The 18149-nt window shown below is 67.1% G+C and carries 17 protein-coding genes; 12 read left to right on the forward strand and 5 right to left on the reverse strand.

Annotation, left to right across the window (positions count from 1 at the left end):
- The first annotated feature begins 23 nt into the window (after positions 1-23).
- The 4 genes from ACFE6Z_RS13405 to ACFE6Z_RS13420 all read left to right on the forward strand — a co-directional run bounded on the left by ACFE6Z_RS13405 (position 24) and on the right by ACFE6Z_RS13420 (position 4849).
- Positions 24-1637 carry a sugar transferase gene (locus ACFE6Z_RS13405; RefSeq protein ID WP_375386192.1) on the forward strand — a complete coding sequence of 538 codons (1614 nt, stop codon included), beginning with the start codon at positions 24-26 and terminating at the stop codon, positions 1635-1637.
- A 192-nt stretch (positions 1638-1829) separates the two neighbouring features.
- Positions 1830-3269, forward strand: coding sequence for a glycosyltransferase family 4 protein (locus ACFE6Z_RS13410; RefSeq protein WP_375386193.1), 1440 nt, complete (start codon positions 1830-1832; stop codon positions 3267-3269).
- Positions 3270-3287: 18 nt separating this feature from the next.
- Entirely contained in the window at positions 3288-4199 is a 912-nt protein-coding gene (locus ACFE6Z_RS13415; RefSeq protein WP_375386194.1) for a glycosyltransferase, read from the forward strand.
- On the forward strand, positions 4196-4849 hold the full coding sequence (locus tag ACFE6Z_RS13420) for a polysaccharide deacetylase family protein (RefSeq protein ID WP_375386195.1): 654 nt from the start codon (positions 4196-4198) through the stop codon (positions 4847-4849). Before ACFE6Z_RS13415 ends, ACFE6Z_RS13420 begins: the two co-directional genes overlap by 4 nt.
- Positions 4850-4864: 15 nt before the next feature.
- Here the strand turns inward: ACFE6Z_RS13420 and ACFE6Z_RS13425 are convergent, their stop codons facing one another.
- The gene (locus ACFE6Z_RS13425; RefSeq protein WP_375386196.1) at positions 4865-5731 is read right to left on the reverse strand and encodes a hypothetical protein; all 867 of its coding nucleotides are present in this window, start codon (positions 5729-5731) and stop codon (positions 4865-4867) included.
- A gap of 98 nt (positions 5732-5829) precedes the next feature.
- Here ACFE6Z_RS13425 and ACFE6Z_RS13430 point away from each other — a divergent pair, with 98 nt between their 5' ends.
- From ACFE6Z_RS13430 to ACFE6Z_RS13440, 3 genes are read left to right on the forward strand one after another with little or no spacing between them, the layout of a single operon-like run.
- The gene (locus tag ACFE6Z_RS13430) at positions 5830-6516 is read left to right on the forward strand and encodes a hypothetical protein (protein WP_375386197.1); all 687 of its coding nucleotides are present in this window, start codon (positions 5830-5832) and stop codon (positions 6514-6516) included.
- A gap of 1 nt (position 6517) precedes the next feature.
- Positions 6518-7858: an MFS transporter gene (locus ACFE6Z_RS13435; protein ID WP_375386198.1), complete on the forward strand. Its 1341-nt coding sequence runs from the start codon at positions 6518-6520 to the stop codon at positions 7856-7858.
- Positions 7855-8874: a hypothetical protein gene (locus ACFE6Z_RS13440; RefSeq protein ID WP_375386199.1), complete on the forward strand. Its 1020-nt coding sequence runs from the start codon at positions 7855-7857 to the stop codon at positions 8872-8874. Before ACFE6Z_RS13435 ends, ACFE6Z_RS13440 begins: the two co-directional genes overlap by 4 nt.
- A gap of 4 nt (positions 8875-8878) precedes the next feature.
- On the opposite strand, the gene ACFE6Z_RS13445 is transcribed toward ACFE6Z_RS13440, so the two are convergent.
- On the reverse strand, positions 8879-9307 hold the full coding sequence (locus ACFE6Z_RS13445; RefSeq protein WP_375386200.1) for a VanZ family protein: 429 nt from the start codon (positions 9305-9307) through the stop codon (positions 8879-8881).
- Positions 9308-9535: 228 nt separating this feature from the next.
- Here ACFE6Z_RS13445 and ACFE6Z_RS13450 point away from each other — a divergent pair, with 228 nt between their 5' ends.
- Complete coding sequence (locus tag ACFE6Z_RS13450; protein ID WP_375386201.1) at positions 9536-11119, forward strand: DUF4082 domain-containing protein; 1584 nt, start codon at positions 9536-9538, stop codon at positions 11117-11119.
- Between the two features lie 105 nt (positions 11120-11224).
- On the opposite strand, the gene ACFE6Z_RS13455 is transcribed toward ACFE6Z_RS13450, so the two are convergent.
- Positions 11225-11926, reverse strand: a complete 702-nt coding sequence (locus ACFE6Z_RS13455; protein ID WP_375386202.1) for a hypothetical protein — start codon at positions 11924-11926, stop codon at positions 11225-11227.
- Positions 11927-11993: 67 nt separating this feature from the next.
- Between ACFE6Z_RS13455 and ACFE6Z_RS13460 the strand changes: the two genes are divergently transcribed.
- From ACFE6Z_RS13460 to ACFE6Z_RS13475, 4 genes are read left to right on the forward strand one after another with little or no spacing between them, the layout of a single operon-like run.
- Complete coding sequence (locus ACFE6Z_RS13460; RefSeq protein ID WP_375386203.1) at positions 11994-12716, forward strand: hypothetical protein; 723 nt, start codon at positions 11994-11996, stop codon at positions 12714-12716.
- Entirely contained in the window at positions 12713-14026 is a 1314-nt protein-coding gene (locus tag ACFE6Z_RS13465) for an O-antigen ligase family protein (RefSeq protein WP_375386204.1), read from the forward strand. The genes ACFE6Z_RS13460 and ACFE6Z_RS13465 overlap by 4 nt, the downstream gene beginning before the upstream one ends.
- Positions 14027-14031: 5 nt before the next feature.
- Complete coding sequence (locus tag ACFE6Z_RS13470; protein WP_375386205.1) at positions 14032-14931, forward strand: glycosyltransferase family 2 protein; 900 nt, start codon at positions 14032-14034, stop codon at positions 14929-14931.
- A gap of 15 nt (positions 14932-14946) precedes the next feature.
- On the forward strand, positions 14947-16146 hold the full coding sequence (locus tag ACFE6Z_RS13475) for a glycosyltransferase family 4 protein (protein WP_375386206.1): 1200 nt from the start codon (positions 14947-14949) through the stop codon (positions 16144-16146).
- 2 nt (positions 16147-16148) lie between these two features.
- Here ACFE6Z_RS13475 and ACFE6Z_RS13480 read toward each other — a convergent pair whose 3' ends face one another.
- Positions 16149-17879, reverse strand: a complete 1731-nt coding sequence (locus ACFE6Z_RS13480; RefSeq protein ID WP_375386207.1) for a hypothetical protein — start codon at positions 17877-17879, stop codon at positions 16149-16151.
- Positions 17880-17882: 3 nt separating this feature from the next.
- A complete protein-coding gene (locus ACFE6Z_RS13485; protein ID WP_375386208.1) occupies positions 17883-18140 on the reverse strand; it encodes an acyl carrier protein in 258 nt (85 codons plus the stop codon).
- Positions 18141-18149: the final 9 nt, after the last annotated feature.

An 18149-nucleotide genomic window follows, 5' to 3' on the forward strand; every position in this document is an offset into this window, starting at 1 on the left:
TTTCTGGGGAATGTCATGACGTCATGGGACGCGTCTACGCGCGTGCGGTCACACGCAAGCGCACGATGACGGCGATCGATGCGCCGACGACGGTACGGGGGGCCTTCGACGCCCTCGCACCGTCTCGGTTCGTGCCTGGGGCACGATCAGTATCCGAGCAGCGCCTCACGACGTCAGTCGCGCCGTTCCCGCAGCCGGCGGTGGAGTTGCGCCGGCTGTGGGAACGGCGCTACGCGCGCCGCCTCCTCATCACGGACACGTTCGTCGTCTTTGCGGTCACAGCCGCTGCGCAGTTCACCAACGTGCTTGTGAACCCCATGGGGCCGGTCGGCGTGCTGGACACTGTCGGCGTTCCGGCGCTCACCGCGGCATCCTGGCTCGTCATGCTGGCGGCCTTCCACACGCGTGCTGCGAGCGTCGTCGGGTCTGGCGCCACGGAGTACAAGCGCGTGGCGCACTCGACCGGTCTCGCGTTCGGCCTCGTAGCGATCCTCTTCCTTCTCTTCGAGACGCCGGGCACGCGCGTCCAGCTCATGATCGCGCTACCTGCCGGGCTCCTCGGGCTGCTGGTGGCGCGCTGGTCGTGGCGACGTTGGCTCGGCGCGCAGCGTCGCGCCGGACGCTACGCCGCCCGTACCATCGTCGCCGGCACGCGCGACGATGTGGAGTACGTCATCCGCACCCTGCAGGGCAGCGGTGCTCACGGCCACCTCGTCGTCGGTGTTGCCACGGACGACGGCAACGACACAGGCGACACCGGAGCCGACCTCATCATCGACGGACGCCACCACCCGGTGCTCGGCAGCGCCCACACCGTGGCATCTCATGCGCGTCAGCTCGGCGCGGACTCGGTCATCGTCGCGAGCCGTCCCGCCGACGACCCCGACTACATCAAGCAGCTCAGCTGGCAGCTGGAGGGTACGGCCGCCGAACTCATTCTCTCGAGCCGACTCGCCGATGTCGCCGGTCCGCGCATCTCGCTGCGTCCGATCGACGGGCTTCCGCTCATCCACGTACGCATCCCCGAGTTCGAGGGGAGCAAACACGTGCTCAAGCGCGCCACCGACGTCCTCTTCGCGAGCATCGCGTTGATCCCGACCGCGTTGGTGACGGGTGTGGTCGCTGTGCTCATCAAGCTCGACGACCGCGGTCCGGTGTTCTTCCGTCAGACCCGGATCGGGCGCAATGGCGAGGAATTCTCGATCCTCAAGTTCCGCACGATGCGCACCACCGCCGAGTCGGAGCTCGCCGCGCTGCAGACCGCGAACGAGGGAGCGGGCCCCCTTTTCAAGCTCAAGCACGACCCGCGCATCACGCGGGTCGGCCGAATCCTCCGCAAGCTGTCGCTCGACGAGCTCCCGCAGTTCTGGAACGTCCTCGTCGGCGACATGAGTGTCGTGGGTCCGCGCCCGCCGCTGCCGCGCGAGGTGACCGCATACAACGGCACCGTCTACCGGCGCCTCTACATCAAGCCCGGCATCACCGGTCTGTGGCAGGTCAGTGGACGCAGCGACCTCTCGTGGGACGAGAGCGTTCGCCTCGACCTGCGATACGTCGAGAACTGGTCGATCATGACCGACCTCATGATCATGTGGCGCACCGCACAGGTCATGATCCGCCCGAAGGGCGCGTATTGACATGACTCGGAGCATCGACTCCGACCTCAAGACCGGATCCACGGCCGCGATACCCCCCACTTGTGTCGGCGGCGCCATCGGTACGGCGTGTCCCGCGTCGATCGCCGCGGCCGTGGATCCCCCCACAGATCGAAACGGCACAGCATCCGCTCGCCCGTTCAGAACGACGCATACACGCACAGGAGGATGAGCATGGCCCGCCGCGACCAACCCGACTCGTCTACGCACAGCCGCCCGCACGTCCTGATCATCGTGCAGAACCTTCCGGTACCGCTCGATCGCCGCGTATGGCTGGAGTGCCAGGCGCTGGTGACCCGCGGCTACCAGGTGAGCGTCATCTGCCCACTGGGGCCGGGTGACCCCGCCTTCCAGCACCTCGACGGCGTCGACATCTACAAGTACAAGCCCGCCCCTGAGGCGGAGGGTCTCGCCGGGTTCGCGTGGGAGTTCGCGTACAGCTGGGTGCGCACCGCATGGCTCAGCCTCGCCGTACGCCGTCGCAGCGGTCGCTTCGACGTCATGCAGGCCTGCAACCCGCCCGACACCTATTGGCTCCTCGCCCTGCTGTGGCGGATGGCCGGCGTGAAGTTCGTCTTCGATCACCACGACCTGAACCCCGAGCTGTTCCGCTCGCGCTTCGGTGAGCCCGAGGGCTTGCTCAAGAAGCTCGAGTACCGCGCGCTGCTGTGGCTCGAGAGGCGCTCCTTCCGCACGGCCGACCGCATCGTCTCGACGAATGAGTCGTACAAGGCGATCGCTGTCCGTCGCGGCGACCGGGATGCGAGTGAGGTCACCGTCGTCCGCAGCGGCCCCGACACCGAGCAGATGCGACCGATCTATCCCGAGCAGCCCCGCCCGGCCGACACCGTCAACCTCGTGTACGTCGGCATCATGGGGCCGCAGGACGGCGTGGACCAGGTGCTGCACGTCGTGGACGAGCTGGTCCACCGGCGCGGCCGGACGAATGTCACCGCTACGCTGCTCGGCTTCGGAGACTGCCTCGAGAGCCTCAAGGCGGAGGCTACCGCGCTTCACCTCGACGACTTCGTCACCTTCACCGGCCGCGTCGACCGCGTGCAGATGGCGGAGCACCTGAGCCGCAGCGACATCGGGCTGTGCCCCGACCCGAGGACGCCCCTGAACGACGTGTCGACCATGAACAAGACCATGGAGTACATGGCCTACGCGCTGCCCTCCGTCGCGTTCGATCTCGCCGAGACCCTGGTGTCGGGTGACAACACGGTGCTCTACGCGCCGGCCGGCGACTTCTCGGCGTTCGTCGACGAGGTCGAACGACTGATCGACGACCCGGCGCTGCGCGCCCGGCTCGGTCGCGCAGCCCGCAAGCGCGCCGCCGAGGTGATGGACTGGCGTCCGCAGGCCGAGGCCTACGTCGCCGTCTTCGACGAGCTCACCGGCCACCACCTCGATGTGCCGGCCGTCCCGACCACGCGCGTCCTCCCCGAGGTCGATGCGCAGGGGCGGCACTACGTCGACCTCGCCGACGAGCGCTCGTTCTACAGCTACCTCATCGCCCGCGATCACGCACAGCTCGAGCTCGTCGGCGTCGCATCGCCCCTGGGCGCGTCTTCGCACGTGGGTTCGGTCGACCGCACGGAAGCCGCGTACTGAGCCGTGTCGCACACCACGATGTCTCCCGCTGCCGCGGACACCGCGCACGACGTGCGTGCGCGGCCCACGTTCGTGATCGCCGCCCACGATGAGGAGCGAGTCATCGGAGCCTGCCTCGACGCGCTACTCGGGCAGGGCGTACGCGGTGACGAGATCATCGTCGTCGCGAACGGATGCTCGGATCGCACCGCCGACGTGGCAGCCGAGTATGGCGTGATCGTGATCGATCGCGAGGAACCGGGTAAGGCGGGAGCGCTCAACGCGGGCGACGCTGTCGCACCGACGGGGGCACGCGTCTACCTCGACGCCGACATCATCGTGCCCGACGGCGGTGTGACCGCCCTCGTACGACGCCTCGCCGACGAGCCCGCCGCGCTGGCCGTCGTCCCGGCTCGACGGGTCGACACCGCGGAGCGTCAGTGGCCGGTGCGCGCCTACTTCTCCCTCAACGAGCGCCTGCCCGCGTTCCGCGCCGGCCTCTTCGGACGCGGCCTGATCGTCGTCTCGGCCGAGGGCCGCAGCCGCTTCGACGTCTTTCCCGCGATGGTGGCCGACGACCTCTTCCTCGACTCGCAGTTCGACGAGTCCGAGAAGGCTCAGGTCGACGAGGTCACCGTCGTCGTCGAGGCGCCATTCACGACCCGCGAGCTGCTCAACCGACTCGTCCGTGTGCGCCGCGGCAACGCCGAGATGCGCGCGGCCGCCGCGGCGGGCGACATCGATCTGGCGGTGCGCCCGGCCGACCGCCGGGCGTGGCTGCGCGTCGCGCTTCCCCAGCCGAAGCTCTGGCCCGCCGCCATCGCCTACGCGGCGATCACGCTCGTGGCCGCACGCCGGGCACGGCGCGCCCCCCGCGGGCAGGCAGCTTGGGGCAGGGACGACAGCACACGCGAGCGCGCCGCCACGGTTGCACGGAGAAGCGCAGCATGATCCGCCATATCTGCTTCCACGGCGTCGGGACATGCGTCCGCGAGCGCGAGGAGGGCGAGGCGCGCTACTGGGTACGCGAGTCGCACTTCCTGCGCATCCTCGACGAGATCGCCGGAAGGGATGACGTCAGGGTCAGCTTCGACGACGGCAACGTATCGGATGTTGCGGTGGCTCTTCCCGCCATGCAGGAGCGCGGCATCGGCGGGACGTTCTTCGCCCTCGCCGGGCGCCTGCAGGACTCGGCCAGCCTCAGTCCGTCCGACCTCCGGTTGCTGCGCAGCGCAGGAATGGACATCGGCAGCCACGGCTGGGAGCACATCCCGTGGCGCGGGATGAACAACGATGAAGCCCGGCGCGAACTCATCGATGCGCGCGCGGTGCTGTCCGAGGCGAGTGGGGCTCGCGTCCTCAAGGCCGCCCTCCCGCTCGGTCGCTACGACAGGCTTCTGGTCCAGCGACTGAAGGGCGCCGGATACTCGACTGTTTACTCCAGCGACCGTTTCCCCGCGCGCGCCGACGCGTGGTTCCAGGCGCGCTACAGCGTCACCGCCGACGACTCGCGCGAGTCGATCCGCGCGCTGCTCACGCGCAAGCCCGGCATGCAGGACGCGCGAAACGCGATCAAGAGCGCCATCAAACGCGTCCGGTAGCACTCCGTGGATGCCTCACCACTCCATCAACGTCAGTTCGCTGTAGAGATAGTCGATCGATGCCGCGGAGACGATCTTGCTGCGGAACATCTTCGCGCGCGGCGAGACGAGTGGCCGGCCGGCGCGGGGGGCGAACCCCAGGATCCGCTCCTCGGCGAGCGTCGCGAGCAGGCCGTGCCGCAGCAGCAGGTGCGACGCGACACGCGGCCACGCGGACTGCAGAAGCTCGCGGCTGCCTCCGGCATACAGCGGGGTTGCGAACACCGGGATGCGCTTGCGTCGATCTTTGCGGAACACCAGGTACGCGTACTCGTCGCCGGACACGACGACGAGATGCCTGGCGGCCGCGGCATCGCGATGATCGCGGTAGATCGCGGCATCCGCTCCGGTCAGCGTCGCGCGAAGCACGGTGGGGTCGCCGGACAGCGACACGCCTCGCGCACCGACTGCGGGGATGTTAACAGCGAGCGTCGTACGGGAATCGAGGCGTTCGAAACCCATCCGCTCGTTGAGAGCGACCACGTTGCCGCTGGGCGAGAGGTCGGTGAATTCGAACCCCTGCTGCCCGAGGATCGCGCGCAGCAGCCGGAAGCTGTGCGCGCGGTGGTCATCCAGCACGCAGAACGCGGCCAAGTTGCAGAACCGCAACCGCTCGCCGTCGATCTCGCGCTCGGAATATACCGCGGCATAGACGCCGACGATGCGGTCCCCCGCGCGCAGCTGGAACCCGCTGTTCGACGCCTCGACCGCCCAGGGCGGCGAGAGCAGCCGCATCCAGTCCGCCACCGATACGCGGTCGTTCAGGCACTCGTGCAGGAACGCGGCCGCGTCGCCGCGGTCGGCCTCGAGGATCGGTCGCAGCTCCACCTTTTCGCTGTCCATCTCGCCGTATCGTACGGTACGGCGCACCGCGACCGCGCGGGTATCGTTGGGGTTCGAGGGTGCGCGCGGGGGCGCGTGACAGACGGGGTGCGGCTGCCATGACACAGGACGGGGCGGAGCCGACAGGGCGCGGGGTGGAGCCGGCACAGGACGGGAAGTCGCCGGCGTTGACGCCCGCCATGCGCGGCGTGATCTTCGGCGCGCTCGGGCTGCTGGCGATCGCCGTCGTCGTCTTCGCCGTACTGCTGAACGGGTCGAACGCGGGGCCGGGTTCGACATCGGGGTCGGCTACGGGTTCAAGTTCATCGGGCTCGACCACGGCAGGTCCCGTACCCGGCGCGACGCCCACGAGCGGCAGCGAGGTTCTCGCGCCGACCGCTGCGCCCGAGACGACCCTGCCACCGATCGCGCCGCCGTCGTCCGCGCCCGCGACGCCGCTCATCGCGCCGCCGTATCCCGCGTCGGCGACCGCGGACTTCGCGCTGGTCGACGGATTCCCGGAGCAGATCATGGGTCCCGCACCGGCATCCGACATCCTCCAGAGCGCCATCTCCACGGAGGGCACCGTCATGCAGGTCACCCTCGTCGGGCGCACGGATGCCTCGCCCGACGAGGTGCGAGCCCACTATGCCCAGCAGTGGGCGGCTCTCGGATTGGCCGACGCGGGCACATCCGCAGATGGTTCGCTCAGCTTCACCGGCGCGTTCGAGTCGCTCAGCGTGTCGGCCACCGTGGGCGGAACGGGCACCCGCTACACCGTCTTCGGCGTCTTCCGAGCGAGCTGACGTGTACATCTCGCTGTCCAACACGCCCGAACCCGAGGAAAGCCGGATCGGCAGCGACAAGCCCGCGCGTCCCGGCATCCGCACGGTCTCGTCCACCGTCGTCACGCTCGGCATCGTGTCGATGCTCACCGACATCTCGTCGGAGTCGGTCGCGGCGATCCTCCCGCTCTACATCACGGGGGTGCTCGGCCTCGGGACCATCGCATTCGGCTTCCTCGACGGCATCTACCAGGGCATCAGCGCCCTCGTGCGGATCGCGGGCGGCTACGCGTCGGATCGGGTGCACCAGCCCAAATGGATCGCATTCATCGGCTACGGGCTGGCCGCCGTCGCCCGCATCGGTCTGCTGTTCGCCTCCGGATTCGTGGCGCTGACCGCCGTGATCACCGCCGACAGGATCGGGAAGGGCGTGCGTACCGCCCCCCGCGACGCGCTGATCACCGCGACCTCACGGTCAGACAACCTGGGCACCTCGTTCGGGGTGCACCGCACGCTTGACAACATCGGGGCCGCCGTGGGGCCCCTGATCGCGTTCCTCATCCTGCTGCTCATCCCCGACGGCTACCACGTGATCTTCGTCGCGTCATTGGCGTTCGCTCTGCTCGGTGTCGCCATCCTCGGCATCGTCGTGCCCAATGTGCGGACGGACCGCGCCGGCGAGACCACTGAGACGAATGAAGCGGATGCCGCGGCATCCGCTTCTTCAGATGCAACTGCTGCGGCGCCGGCCATCGCGCCGCGCAAGAAGTTCGATTGGGCGATCGTCACGACCGGACCGATGCGGCGCGTGCTCGCCGCCGCAGGCATCCTCGGGCTCCTCACGATCGGCGACGGCTTCATCTACCTCTTCCTGCAGGCGCGCAGCGACTTCGCCGCTCAGTGGTTCCCCCTGCTCTACGTAGGGACCAACGTCGCGTTCCTCGCCTTCGCCATCCCGCTCGGTCGCCTCGCCGACCGGGTCGGCCGGGCCCGGGTGTTCGTCTTCGGGCACGTCGCACTGGTCGCTGCCTATGTCACCGCGACACTCCCTCTCGCCGACGTCGCCGCGACCGTCCTGTGCCTGGTGTTCCTCGGCGCCTTCTATGCCTCTACCGACGGGGTGCTGTCGGCCCTCGCGGCGCAGCTCACGACGCCCGAGACGCACGGGACGGGCATCGCCGCGGCGCAGACCGTCGTGGCGCTCGCCCGGTTCGCTTCGGCCGTCGGCTTCGGTCTCCTCTGGTACGCCGTCGGCCCCCTCCCGGCGATGATCATCGTCGGCGTGCTGCTGGCCCTCGCGATCCCGCTCATCGCGCTTCTGCTGCGCCCGTTCCTCGCCTCCCACGGCGAACTCACCGCGTGACCGCCCGGTCGAAGTGGCTGCTGATCGCGGCACTTGCAGTTGTCGCGTTGATCGTGGTCGGCGGCGTCGCGGCGTACGCGTGGATCCAGTACCAGGCTCGCGCGAGCGCCCCCAGCGGAGTCGAGACCGGCGCTGCGTCCGGCTGGGGCACGAGCGACAGCATCGCCTTCCGCAACACCGCGATCGGCGAGGGGTACGGCCTCGTCGCGAGCGTGCCGCTCACCGACCCCGCCGGCCCCCGCGCCCTCACCACGACCGCGTGCGACCGGGTGGACGCGACGCCCACTGACTTCGTGTGCCTCCGCAGTGAGCGGGGCATCGTGCCGAGCTACACCGGCACCGTGTACGGGCTCGACGGCACCGCGCGCGCGCAGTGGCCGATCCCCGGCATCCCCAGTCGCACGCGATTCTCGCCCGACGGTTCGCTGCTGTCGACGACAGCGTTCGTCACCGGGCATGCCTACGCGACAGTGGGCTTCTCGACCGAGACCGTGATCCGACGTGCGAACGGCGACAGCATCGGCAACCTCGAGGAGTTCGCCCTCATCATCGACGGCGCCCAGGTCGCTCCTGTCGACCGCAACCTCTGGGGGGTCACGTTCGTCGACGACAAGACCTTCTACGCGACGGCCGGCACCGGCGGCAAGACCTACCTCGTGAAGGGCGATATCGCCGCGCGCACCCTCACGTCCGTGGCCGAGGGTGTCGAATGCCCTTCTCTCTCGCCGGATGGCACGCGCATCGCCTTCAAGCGCGTCACCGCGGGCTCCGACGTCACCACGCACTGGACCCCCGCCGTGCTCGACCTCGCCACGGGCGTGGTCAGTCTGCTCCCCGAGGAACGTAGCGTCGACGACCAGATCGAGTGGCTCGACGACAGCACGATCCTTTACGGGATGCCGCGCGACGGCGTCCCAGGAGACTCCGACGTCTGGCGGCTCGCCGCCGACGGGTCGGGCGCGCCTGGCGTTTTCATCGAGCACGCGTGGTCGCCGTCGGTGGTGCGGACGCGATGACGCCTCAGCGCTCGGAAGACCTGGATGCTGCGGCATCCGCCCGTCGACGGCGACGGCGTACGACCAGCAAGGCGAGCGCGGCGCCGATCGCCGCGCCCGTGGCATTCGCCAGAACGTCGCGCAGGCTCGCCTGGCGCGAGGGGATGACGATCTGCGCGACCTCGGCCATGATCGACAGTGCGATGGCGAGCAGCACGCCCTGCCACGGCTTCGGCAGCAGGAGAGTGAGCAGGAAACCCAGGGGGACGAACATGAGGATGTTGGCCGCGAACTCGATCCAGCCCGAGCCGAAGGACGTGACTCCGAGATCGTTGCGGACCCAACTGGAGAGCAGATCCAGGATGCCGGTGACGGACACGGGCGCAAGGAGCAGCCCGATGATCACCGCTCCGTAGACCCCCAGGCCGATGAGCACCCACCTGCGTTCCGACACACCCGCCACCCATCAACCGCCGGCCCACTCTGACGTGCCAAATGACCATTCACCCTCGTGGCACGAACATTACCGGACGGCGAATCCTCTGTGAGGCTTCTCTCATTACGTGCATCGCAGCGCAACGATTGGGTGATACTTCCATTGACCCGAATGCTCGCCTCCCCCTGGATTGATATGAATCGCAGAGAGCTCCACGCTCGTTCCCGTGCCCGCCATCGTAATCGGATGAAGCTCATCGCCGCTTTGGCGACCGCAGTCTCGATCGCAGCGGTGGGATTCGCTGTCGCGCCCGCACTCGCCGCGCCGACCACATCCGGCATCTTCGCCGACAACCTCGCTCCCAAGGTCGCGGTCGACCCCGACACCTCGTCCGTCGAGCTCGGTGTTCGCTTCGCACCCGAGAAAGGCGGATCGGTCACTGCTCTGCAGTACTACCAGGGGAAGGGCGCGAACGGCGTCACCGCTGCGACCCTCTGGTCTGGCGACGGCCGCGTATTGGCACGTGCGAACTTCACTCCGAGCTCGACCGTCGGGTGGCGGACGATTCCGCTCACGACCGCTGTCCCGCTCACCGCCGGGGCCACCTACGTCGTTTCATACCACGCCCCCCGTGGCGGCTACGCCGTGACCGAGCGGGATCTCACACAAACCCGCTCCCAGAGCGGGTTCACCCTCAAGAGTGGTGCCGGGGTCTACACGTACGGATCGAAGATTGCGTTCCCCAGGTCGAGCTACGCTGGCTCGAATTACCTGGTTGACATCGTCTATCAGGCGGCCGGACCCGGAACTGGGGTGCCCTCGCCCACCGCGACGCCGTCTTCGAGGCCGACGGTCACTCCGTCCGCGACGCCGAAACCAACCGTCACCCCCACCGCGACGCCCACGCCGAAGCCCACGGCAACTCCGTCCGCGACACCCACGCCGAAGCCCACGGCAACTCCGTCCGCGACACCCACGCCGAAGCCCACCGCTGTCCCGACTCCACCACCGTCAGCGGCGGGATCCACAATCGTGCTCGGGCGGAGCTTTCCTAACGCCGACACGACCGGAGTGCCTGCGAGCAAGACGCTGAGCGCGTACACCGGTACGTGCACGATCCAGACCGACAACGTCGTGATCGACTCCAAGATCATCAACTGCGACATGCGAGTGCTCGCCAAGAACCTGACGATCACGAACTCCGTTCTCAACGGCACCATTTACAGCGACCCCGACTACTTCAACGGATCGTTCACGATGACCGACAGCGAGGTGCGAATGCCGCAGTCCGCTGGAACCGGCGTCGGTGACGTCAACTTCACGCTCACCCGCGTGGAGGTCACCGGAGGCAGCCGATCTGTGAACTGTGCGGCCGACTGCACCGTGCAGGACTCGTACCTGCACGGTCAATACACTGACCAGCGCGGCATCGACCATGAGTCGGCGATCCGGATGGGATCGAACTCGGTCATCCGCCACAACACCATCACCTGCGACGCGACACCCGTACCGCCCGATGCAGGTTGCTCCGCGGGTCTGACCGGCTACGGTGACTTCGCCATCGTGCAGAAGAACACTATCGACAACAACCTGATCGACGGCGGCCCGTACGGATCGATGGGTTACTGCGCATACGGAGGGTCTACGACCGGAAAGCCGTTCTCCGTCGGCGTGAACAGCATCAAGTTCACGAACAATGTTTTCATGCGCGGCCCGAACGGCAAGTGCGGGATCTGGGGTCCGATCACCTCCTTCGATTCGAACGCCCCGGGCAACGTTTGGACGAATAACCTTTGGAACGACGGAAAGGCGGTCGAGGCGTCCAACTAGGTCGAACCTCTTCGGCACAGAGGGCCCTTCGGGCGGCGATATCTATCGCTCCCGGGGGGCCCTCGTTTGACCTTCGCGGCTGTCAGCGTTTCGCCGATGCCGCTTTCAGCCTGCGGTGACAGGATCGCGTCCGAGGCGGATCGACTGTTCGTCGCGCGGCACGGAAGTCGACATCGCGCGGCGACGACGGCGGTATTCGAGGACCACGATCACCGAAATAGTAACGCCGATGCCGATCGCGGCGGTCATCGTCAGTGCGCGAACTTTGTTTCCGGTCACGGCGTAGATCACCGTCGATTGGGGTGCCGTGATCACGGTGATGTCGTTCGCGGGGTTGACGCCCGCATCGCGCTGCAGCGAGTCGAGTTCTTCACTCACCCTCGAGATGACGTCTTCCTGAATCGCGCGGACTGCGTCACGGCTCGGCCCGACGACATCCAGCAGAAGGCGCTGAGTTGCGAAGTTGCTCGCCCACTGCCCACCGGTGTCCGGCAACCGCAGAGCCCAGCCTTCGCGTACACCCATTCCCACCAGGGTGACGTCGGGCGAGGCGAATTTCGTGACGCGCCCCGGGCCGGAGACCCGCTTGGCGATGACGCCCGCCGTGTCAATGATGTCTTCAGACTGAGTACGAAGCGCGTTGGGATAGAGCGGGCTCGTTGGCGCGAGGAAGACGAGCTCGGTGCGTGTGAAGTACACGGGATCGGCGTTCACGGCGGCATAGCCGACCGCGGCGGTCAGAACGGCTCCGGCCAGGAGCACGGTCCAGAACCGGCCGGCGGCCCGGATCAATTCCCAGAAAGTCATAAGTTCCCCGCTACTAGAATAAACCCGTCTGCGCCAGGAACACCTGTGCGGACGAAACGGGGGATGTGTGCTGCTCGATGTGATTCGCGCGCTCGGACGACGGTGGTACGTGCTGGTGATAGGCGCTCTCGCGACGGCGGGGCTGGTCTACGGCGCCTACGTTGTGAGTCCCCCTCAATATACGGCGCGCGCGCTCATCCTCTTGCTGCCCTCCCAGACCGCAGTGGGTGCGGGAGGAAACCCATTTCTCGAGCTCAGCGGGCTCGAACAGCCGGCAGGGATCGTGGTGGCCTACTTCGGTAGCGCTTCGGCTCGGGATGAGGTCAAGCAGCAATCGGAGACGGCGAAGTTCACCGTCGGTATCGATGACTCCACGCGCGGCCCGGTGATCGCCATAGATGTCACGGATGCCTCCGACCAGACGACTCTGAGCGTTTTGGACTACGTCGCGGACCGGATCCCGCAGGAGCTCGAACGTCTCCAATCGGACGTCGCGACACCGTCCAACGCGATGATCGGATCGATGACACTCACGATTGACAGCCAGGCCAAAAAGGACAACTCCGCGACGATCCGCAGCGTGATCGCCGCCGGAGTGTTGGGGATTGTCCTCACCGGCATCGTGGCCTTCTCCCTCGACGGTCTCTTGCGCCGCCGCACGATTCGACGCAGCGCCTCCGACGAGCGGGCTGAGACCACGGTAGACCAGGTTCGTATTCCAGAGACGGGCGGACGCCCGCATGCGGAAACGACCCCCCCGATCTCCGCCCGAGGTGGGCGCCCGAGGTGACCGTCGCCATCCCGCAGCTGGGCAAGATCCGGAACACGATTCCGGCCGATGCCGTGGGGTGGTTGACGATCTACATCGCCCTCCTCCTGTTCATCCCCTCGCGATTAATCTTCGGGCCACTCGGCAGCGCGGGCGCGCCGTCGATGCTATTCGGGCTGGGTAGTCTCCTCTTCTGGCTGCTCACGTTCCTCGGAGCCTCCCGTAGCCGAACCGTAGACTCCCAGCCGGTGCGCATCGCGCTCGGGGTACTGCTGGTGTGCGTGGGAATCAGTTACGTCCTGGCTATGTCAAGCCCCACGAGTCCCGATGAGGTGAGCCCGGCGGATGTCGCGTTCCTCGCTCTCGCCGCATGGTCGGGGACGTTGCTACTCACTCATGACGCTGTCCATTCGCGGTCGCGTCTGGAAACGCTCATCTGGCGATTCGCGGTGTGCGGCGGAATCATCGCCCTGCTGGGGCTGATCCAGGTCGCCACTCGACAGCTGTGGGTGGATCAGCTGTCCATCCCAGGCCTGACGAGCGCTCCGGCATACGGTCTGGTGACGCGAGGAGGATATCCGCGCCCCGCTGGGACATCCATCCACCCCATTGAGTACGGGGTGCTGCTGGCGATGCTGTTGCCGATCACACTGCACGTCGGTTTCTACCACACTCAGCGGGGACCAATCCTGCGCTGGCTCCCCGCGGTGGCCGTGGTGACGATCATCCCGCTCACCTCTTCGCGGTCTGCGTACCTCGGTGCACTCGTCGCCCTGGTGATATGTATGGTCGGCTGGAGCCGCAACCGGCGGGTGGCCGTGCTGGGATTCGGCGTGGCCGGGGGCTTGGCCATGATGATCATCGCACCGAACTTCCTCAACTCCATCGTCGGCCTGTTTACGGGTGTCAGCGACGACCCCAGCATCTCCTCCCGCACCGACAGCTTCTCGCTGGCCTGGGAGTTCATTCAGCAGAATCCCCTCTTCGGTCGGGGTTTGGGCACGTTCCTGCCGAAGTACCGCATCTTCGACAATCAGTATTTGCTGATGATGGTGACGATCGGAGTGGTCGGCACTGCGGCATTTCTGGCGCTCGGCATCACGACCGCCACATCCATGCTGAGGTTGCGAGTGCGTGCGCGCGACGAGGGCACTCGTGATCTGGCGATGGCCATCGCCGCAGCGGTGTGCGCCGGCTTCACCTGCTTGTTCATGTTCGACGCATTCGCCTTCCCGATGACGATGGGAACTCTCTTTCTCATCCTGGGAATGGCCGGCGCACTACGAAAAATAGAACACAGCAGGTCCGAGGTTGTGGCTCTCCTAGAATGAGTCCCGTGCTTGTACAAGTCGCCGCCGTCGTTGTGACGTACAACAGTGAAGACCACATCGCGGGCTTGCTGGACAGCATTCCGGCGGCGATGGGAGATCTGTCCTACTCGATCGTCGTGGTCGACAACGGCTCAAGCGACGGTACCCTCGCTCTCCTCGAGCAACGAACAGATTGCGTCGTGGTGCGCTCGAGCAACGTGGGCTACGCGGGGGGAATGAACCGTGCGGTGGCGGAGTCTCCATCGGCAGCCAGCATCCTCATTCTCAATCCCGACGCGACTCTGGACGCCGACGCCGTGCCGGCCATGCAGCGGACACTCGACCGGCCGGGGGTGGGGATCGTGGCTCCGCGCGTGCGCGAAGCAGACGCAACGCTCTCGCCGACTCTTCGCCGCGGCCCCACCATGGGCCGAGTGGGCGGCCTCAGCTTCACCGGATGGCCGGTCTTCACAGAGCGCATCGAGGATCCCGCCGCCTACGCCGCCGAACACGAGGTCGAATGGGCCGTAGGTGCCATCCTGCTCATCGATGCCGGGTTGTACTCAACACTGAACGGAATGGACGAGTCCTACTTCTTGTACTCCGAGGAAACCGACTTCAGTCTCCGAGCGAAGGACGCGGGATGGAGCACGTTCTACACCCCCTATGCAGGCGCCATGCACGTGGGCGGAGGCTCGGGTGAGAGCGCGACGACGCACACGATGAAGCAGATCAACCGCATCCGCCTCTATCGACGCCGCACAGGGACTCTCCGGGCGGCGCTGTACTACGCCTTCACCGTGCTCAGCGAGCTTCGCCGGGCACTACTCGGCCACCGCAAGTCCTGGTCGACCCTACGCGCCCTCATTCGCCCGTCGACTCGGCCGCCGCTCCTCAACGCCAGCCACAGCATCCTTCCGTCCTGAGTCAGGAGCCCGTCCGTGAAGAGCGTCCTGATGATCGCGCCCGCGTGTGATGGCGAGGACGTGGGTGAGGCCTGGGTCGCCGCGCAGTGGGCGAAGCGGCTGTCCGAACGCTACGACCTGACTCTGCTCACGACATATAAGCGCGGCCATACCCCGATGAGGCAGCAGTTACCTGGCGCGCGGGTGGTGGAATGGCAGGAGCCGCCCGGTGTAGGTAGGTTCGAGCGGCTCAACAGTCTCCTGCAACCTGGGTACGTGCCGTTCTACGTGAACGCGCGACGGTGGATTCGGCGCCGCCAGCGCGCGGGCGAGCGGTTCGAGGTAGCGCATCAGGTCGTTCCGGTCGCGATGCGTTACCCATCACCGGCCGTTGGGTTGGGCATCCCCCTCGTGATCGGGCCTGTCGGCGGGAGCCTTGAGTCCCCCGTGGCGTTCGCCTCGGAGGAGGGCGCAACACCGTGGTGGCAGCGTCTTCGGGCGATGGATGCCTGGAGGATGCGGCACGATCGATTGCTGCGGCGCACGTACCAGTCGGCCGATGTCGTGGTCGGTGTAGCCGACTACGTTCGGGATTTCCTCGCTGAGGTGCCGGTGCGTCGATTCGAGATCATGAGCGAGACGGCCGTCACGGTCGTGCATGAGCCCGTGGACCGCTCCGCCCGCACCGGGCCCATCCGGCTGCTGCACGTCGGCCGCACCGTGCGTACAAAAGGTCTTCGCGATGTGATTCGTGCGGTGGGCGGTCTCCGAGATCTGGATATCGTCCTCGACGCCATCGGCGATGGCCCCGACCGCGAAGCGTGCGAAATTCTCGTCGCCGAGCTCGGCCTAGAAGCCCGGGTTACCCTGCACGGAAGTATGCCACGCGCCGTCGTGGACGAATTCTACGAGCGCGCCGACATTTTCGTATTCCCGAGCTATCGCGAACCCGGCGGAAACGTGAGTCTGGAGGCCATGTCCTGGGGGCTGCCGGTGATCGTCTGCCGACGCGGTGGCCCCGGCGCAAACGTCGACGAGAGTTGTGCCATCCTGCTCCCCGCGGAGTCACCTGCGCAGCTGGCAGCCGATTGTGCGGCCGCCGTACGCTCTCTGGTGGAGGACCGCGATCGACGACTGGCCATGGGCGAGGCCGGACGGGTACGAGCTCTAGCCACTCACCTATGGCCTCAGCGCGTCGAACGCATGGCCCGCCTTTACGACGAGATCGCGCGCTGACGCTACTCGTCGGCGCCTGTCGTTACGAGCAGGTTCGTCACGAACGCGACAGAACTAGGACGCGGATTGATCTGCCCGGACAGCATCCCGGTGACCCATTCCTCCCGGACGAACGGCACGGAGGCCAATTCCGCGACAATACGAGGCTCTGCGCGCCAGTGCTCTACAACCTTCGCCGCCATCACCTCGCCTCCGGCTGGGGGACGATTACCCCGACGCACGCGTTGAAGGGCCTTGCGCGCAACGCGTTGACCGGTACCGATCGCTTGAGTCAGCGGCTGCCAAGCGGAGGGGTGGGCGTACGCGGCCGGCGCCGGCCTGCCGTCCAGAGGCACTCTGCCCAGCTCCGGGTCAAGCTCCATCTGCAGCTCGGCCAAGAATCGAGAGCCGACCTTGTCCCGCGGCCGAAGGCGGGCGGCCAGTGCCAGAAAACCGTGGTCCAGCATCGGGTTTATCACCACACGATCGTTGGCGACCGCACCGTCCGTTGCGCCAGCCCACCGCTGCATACGATGGCGCAGGTAGAGCTCGTCAGTCGCCCGAAACCATTCCGGCCCGCCAGCCAAGAGTGCGGCATGCACCTCATCTATCGCGCGCTCACGCGCCCATGCGCCGAACTCCTCACGCAGAAGCCCCGGTTCGACGGCATCGTTGACGAACATCCGCCAAGACGCCAGTCGTGCGGCGTCCGCTCGCGTGTACGACCTATCGGCAACGCGGCCGACGTAGTAAAAACCTCGTGCGATCTCGCCGCCGAGCCCCGAGATCCGCACACCTTGATCGAAGGCACGCTCGGCGATGCGCTGAGCTGCCAGAGCCACCGGGTCCGACATCGCATCGAGTCGGCTCGCCTCGGCACGGCACAAAGCCCACGCCTGCTCCGGTGTGGTCGCACCGACCTCCAGCAGGCCCCGCACATCGTGACGCACGCCGTACCGCCGCGACAGCTGACGTGCGATTGCGACGTCACCTTTGCCTTCCACGTCGAGCGTCATCGCGCGCAGCCCGCGGCGGCGCGCCTCGGGGATGGCGCTGAGCAGGAGGCGCGAATCCATTCCTCCTGTGAGCTGAAGCACGGCGTCGGGGTGATCGTCTAGAAGCGCCTCTAGCGCCGTCCGCAGGAGAGTCGCGGCGGCGACCACCGCGGCTCGGCGCGTGATCGCTGAAGCGGCGGCCTGAGAGTCCTCCAGAATCGAGACGCCGTGCGCGTCTAGTGACGCTACCGCGCCCGGCGCGAGCTTGCTCAGGCCTGCGAAAAGAGTGCGCTGACCGAGCTGCCATCCGAGAAGCGACTGCACACCGACGGCCGTCTCGTCGAGACCGAGTCCGGCGACGCGGCCTATCATCAGCGCGGAGGAGGACATCGCCGATGCGCCGCTGTGCCCGGCATCGGTGTGGAACAGCTGCCCGAATCCCATCGAGTCGGCCACCATCTGCACGCCGGTCGTACCGGCAGCGACCGCAGCGAACGGCGGGAGCATATCGCGCAGCGATCGAGCATCGACGCGCATCTGTCGCGCGACCTCGCCGGATCGAACCTGTCCGGTGGCGCGGCGCACGACGCGCGAGGCGATCAACACGGGATTCTCCGCGGAATCCGGAGCTGCAAGGCCCCACTGCGACAGCCGTACGTCACCGTAGGTCGCGGCGTGCACGCCATCGATGAGAGGGTTAGCCGTTCGGACCTCGCCGGTCGTGGCGAGGAAACCCGGCAGCGGCGCGCTGGGGAGCATGGGTCAGACCGAGGCGAGCTTCTCGTTGACGAATGCGGTGAGCGTGCCGACCGTTTCGAACAGCTCGGCGCCGAACTCGTCGTCGTCGATCGTGATGTCGAAGCGCTCCTCGATCGCCGCCACGAGCTGCACCACCCCGAAAGAGTCCAGCTCCGGGAGGGCGCCGAAGAGCGCAGTGTCGGGAGTGAGGTCAGCGGGCTTCTGCGAGAGCTCGAGGGTCTCGACGAGCACGCCGCGCACGGCGTCCAGGCTGTCGGTCATGGTGTCTCC

Origin of the sequence: uncultured Microbacterium sp. (assembly GCF_964244775.1) — a bacterium.
Taxonomy (GTDB): domain Bacteria; phylum Actinomycetota; class Actinomycetes; order Actinomycetales; family Microbacteriaceae; genus Microbacterium.

Coding starts and splice junctions, on each gene's coding strand:
- ACFE6Z_RS13405 (WP_375386192.1), top strand. CDS start 24: ATGGGACGCGTCTACGCGCGTGCGGTCACACGCAAGCGCACGATGACG.
- ACFE6Z_RS13410 (WP_375386193.1), top strand. CDS start 1,830: ATGGCCCGCCGCGACCAACCCGACTCGTCTACGCACAGCCGCCCGCAC.
- ACFE6Z_RS13415 (WP_375386194.1), top strand. CDS start 3,288: ATGTCTCCCGCTGCCGCGGACACCGCGCACGACGTGCGTGCGCGGCCC.
- ACFE6Z_RS13420 (WP_375386195.1), top strand. CDS start 4,196: ATGATCCGCCATATCTGCTTCCACGGCGTCGGGACATGCGTCCGCGAG.
- ACFE6Z_RS13425 (WP_375386196.1), bottom strand. CDS start 5,731: ATGGACAGCGAAAAGGTGGAGCTGCGACCGATCCTCGAGGCCGACCGC.
- ACFE6Z_RS13430 (WP_375386197.1), top strand. CDS start 5,830: ATGACACAGGACGGGGCGGAGCCGACAGGGCGCGGGGTGGAGCCGGCA.
- ACFE6Z_RS13450 (WP_375386201.1), top strand. CDS start 9,536: ATGAAGCTCATCGCCGCTTTGGCGACCGCAGTCTCGATCGCAGCGGTG.
- ACFE6Z_RS13455 (WP_375386202.1), bottom strand. CDS start 11,926: ATGACTTTCTGGGAATTGATCCGGGCCGCCGGCCGGTTCTGGACCGTG.
- ACFE6Z_RS13480 (WP_375386207.1), bottom strand. CDS start 17,879: ATGCTCCCCAGCGCGCCGCTGCCGGGTTTCCTCGCCACGACCGGCGAG.
- ACFE6Z_RS13485 (WP_375386208.1), bottom strand. CDS start 18,140: ATGACCGACAGCCTGGACGCCGTGCGCGGCGTGCTCGTCGAGACCCTC.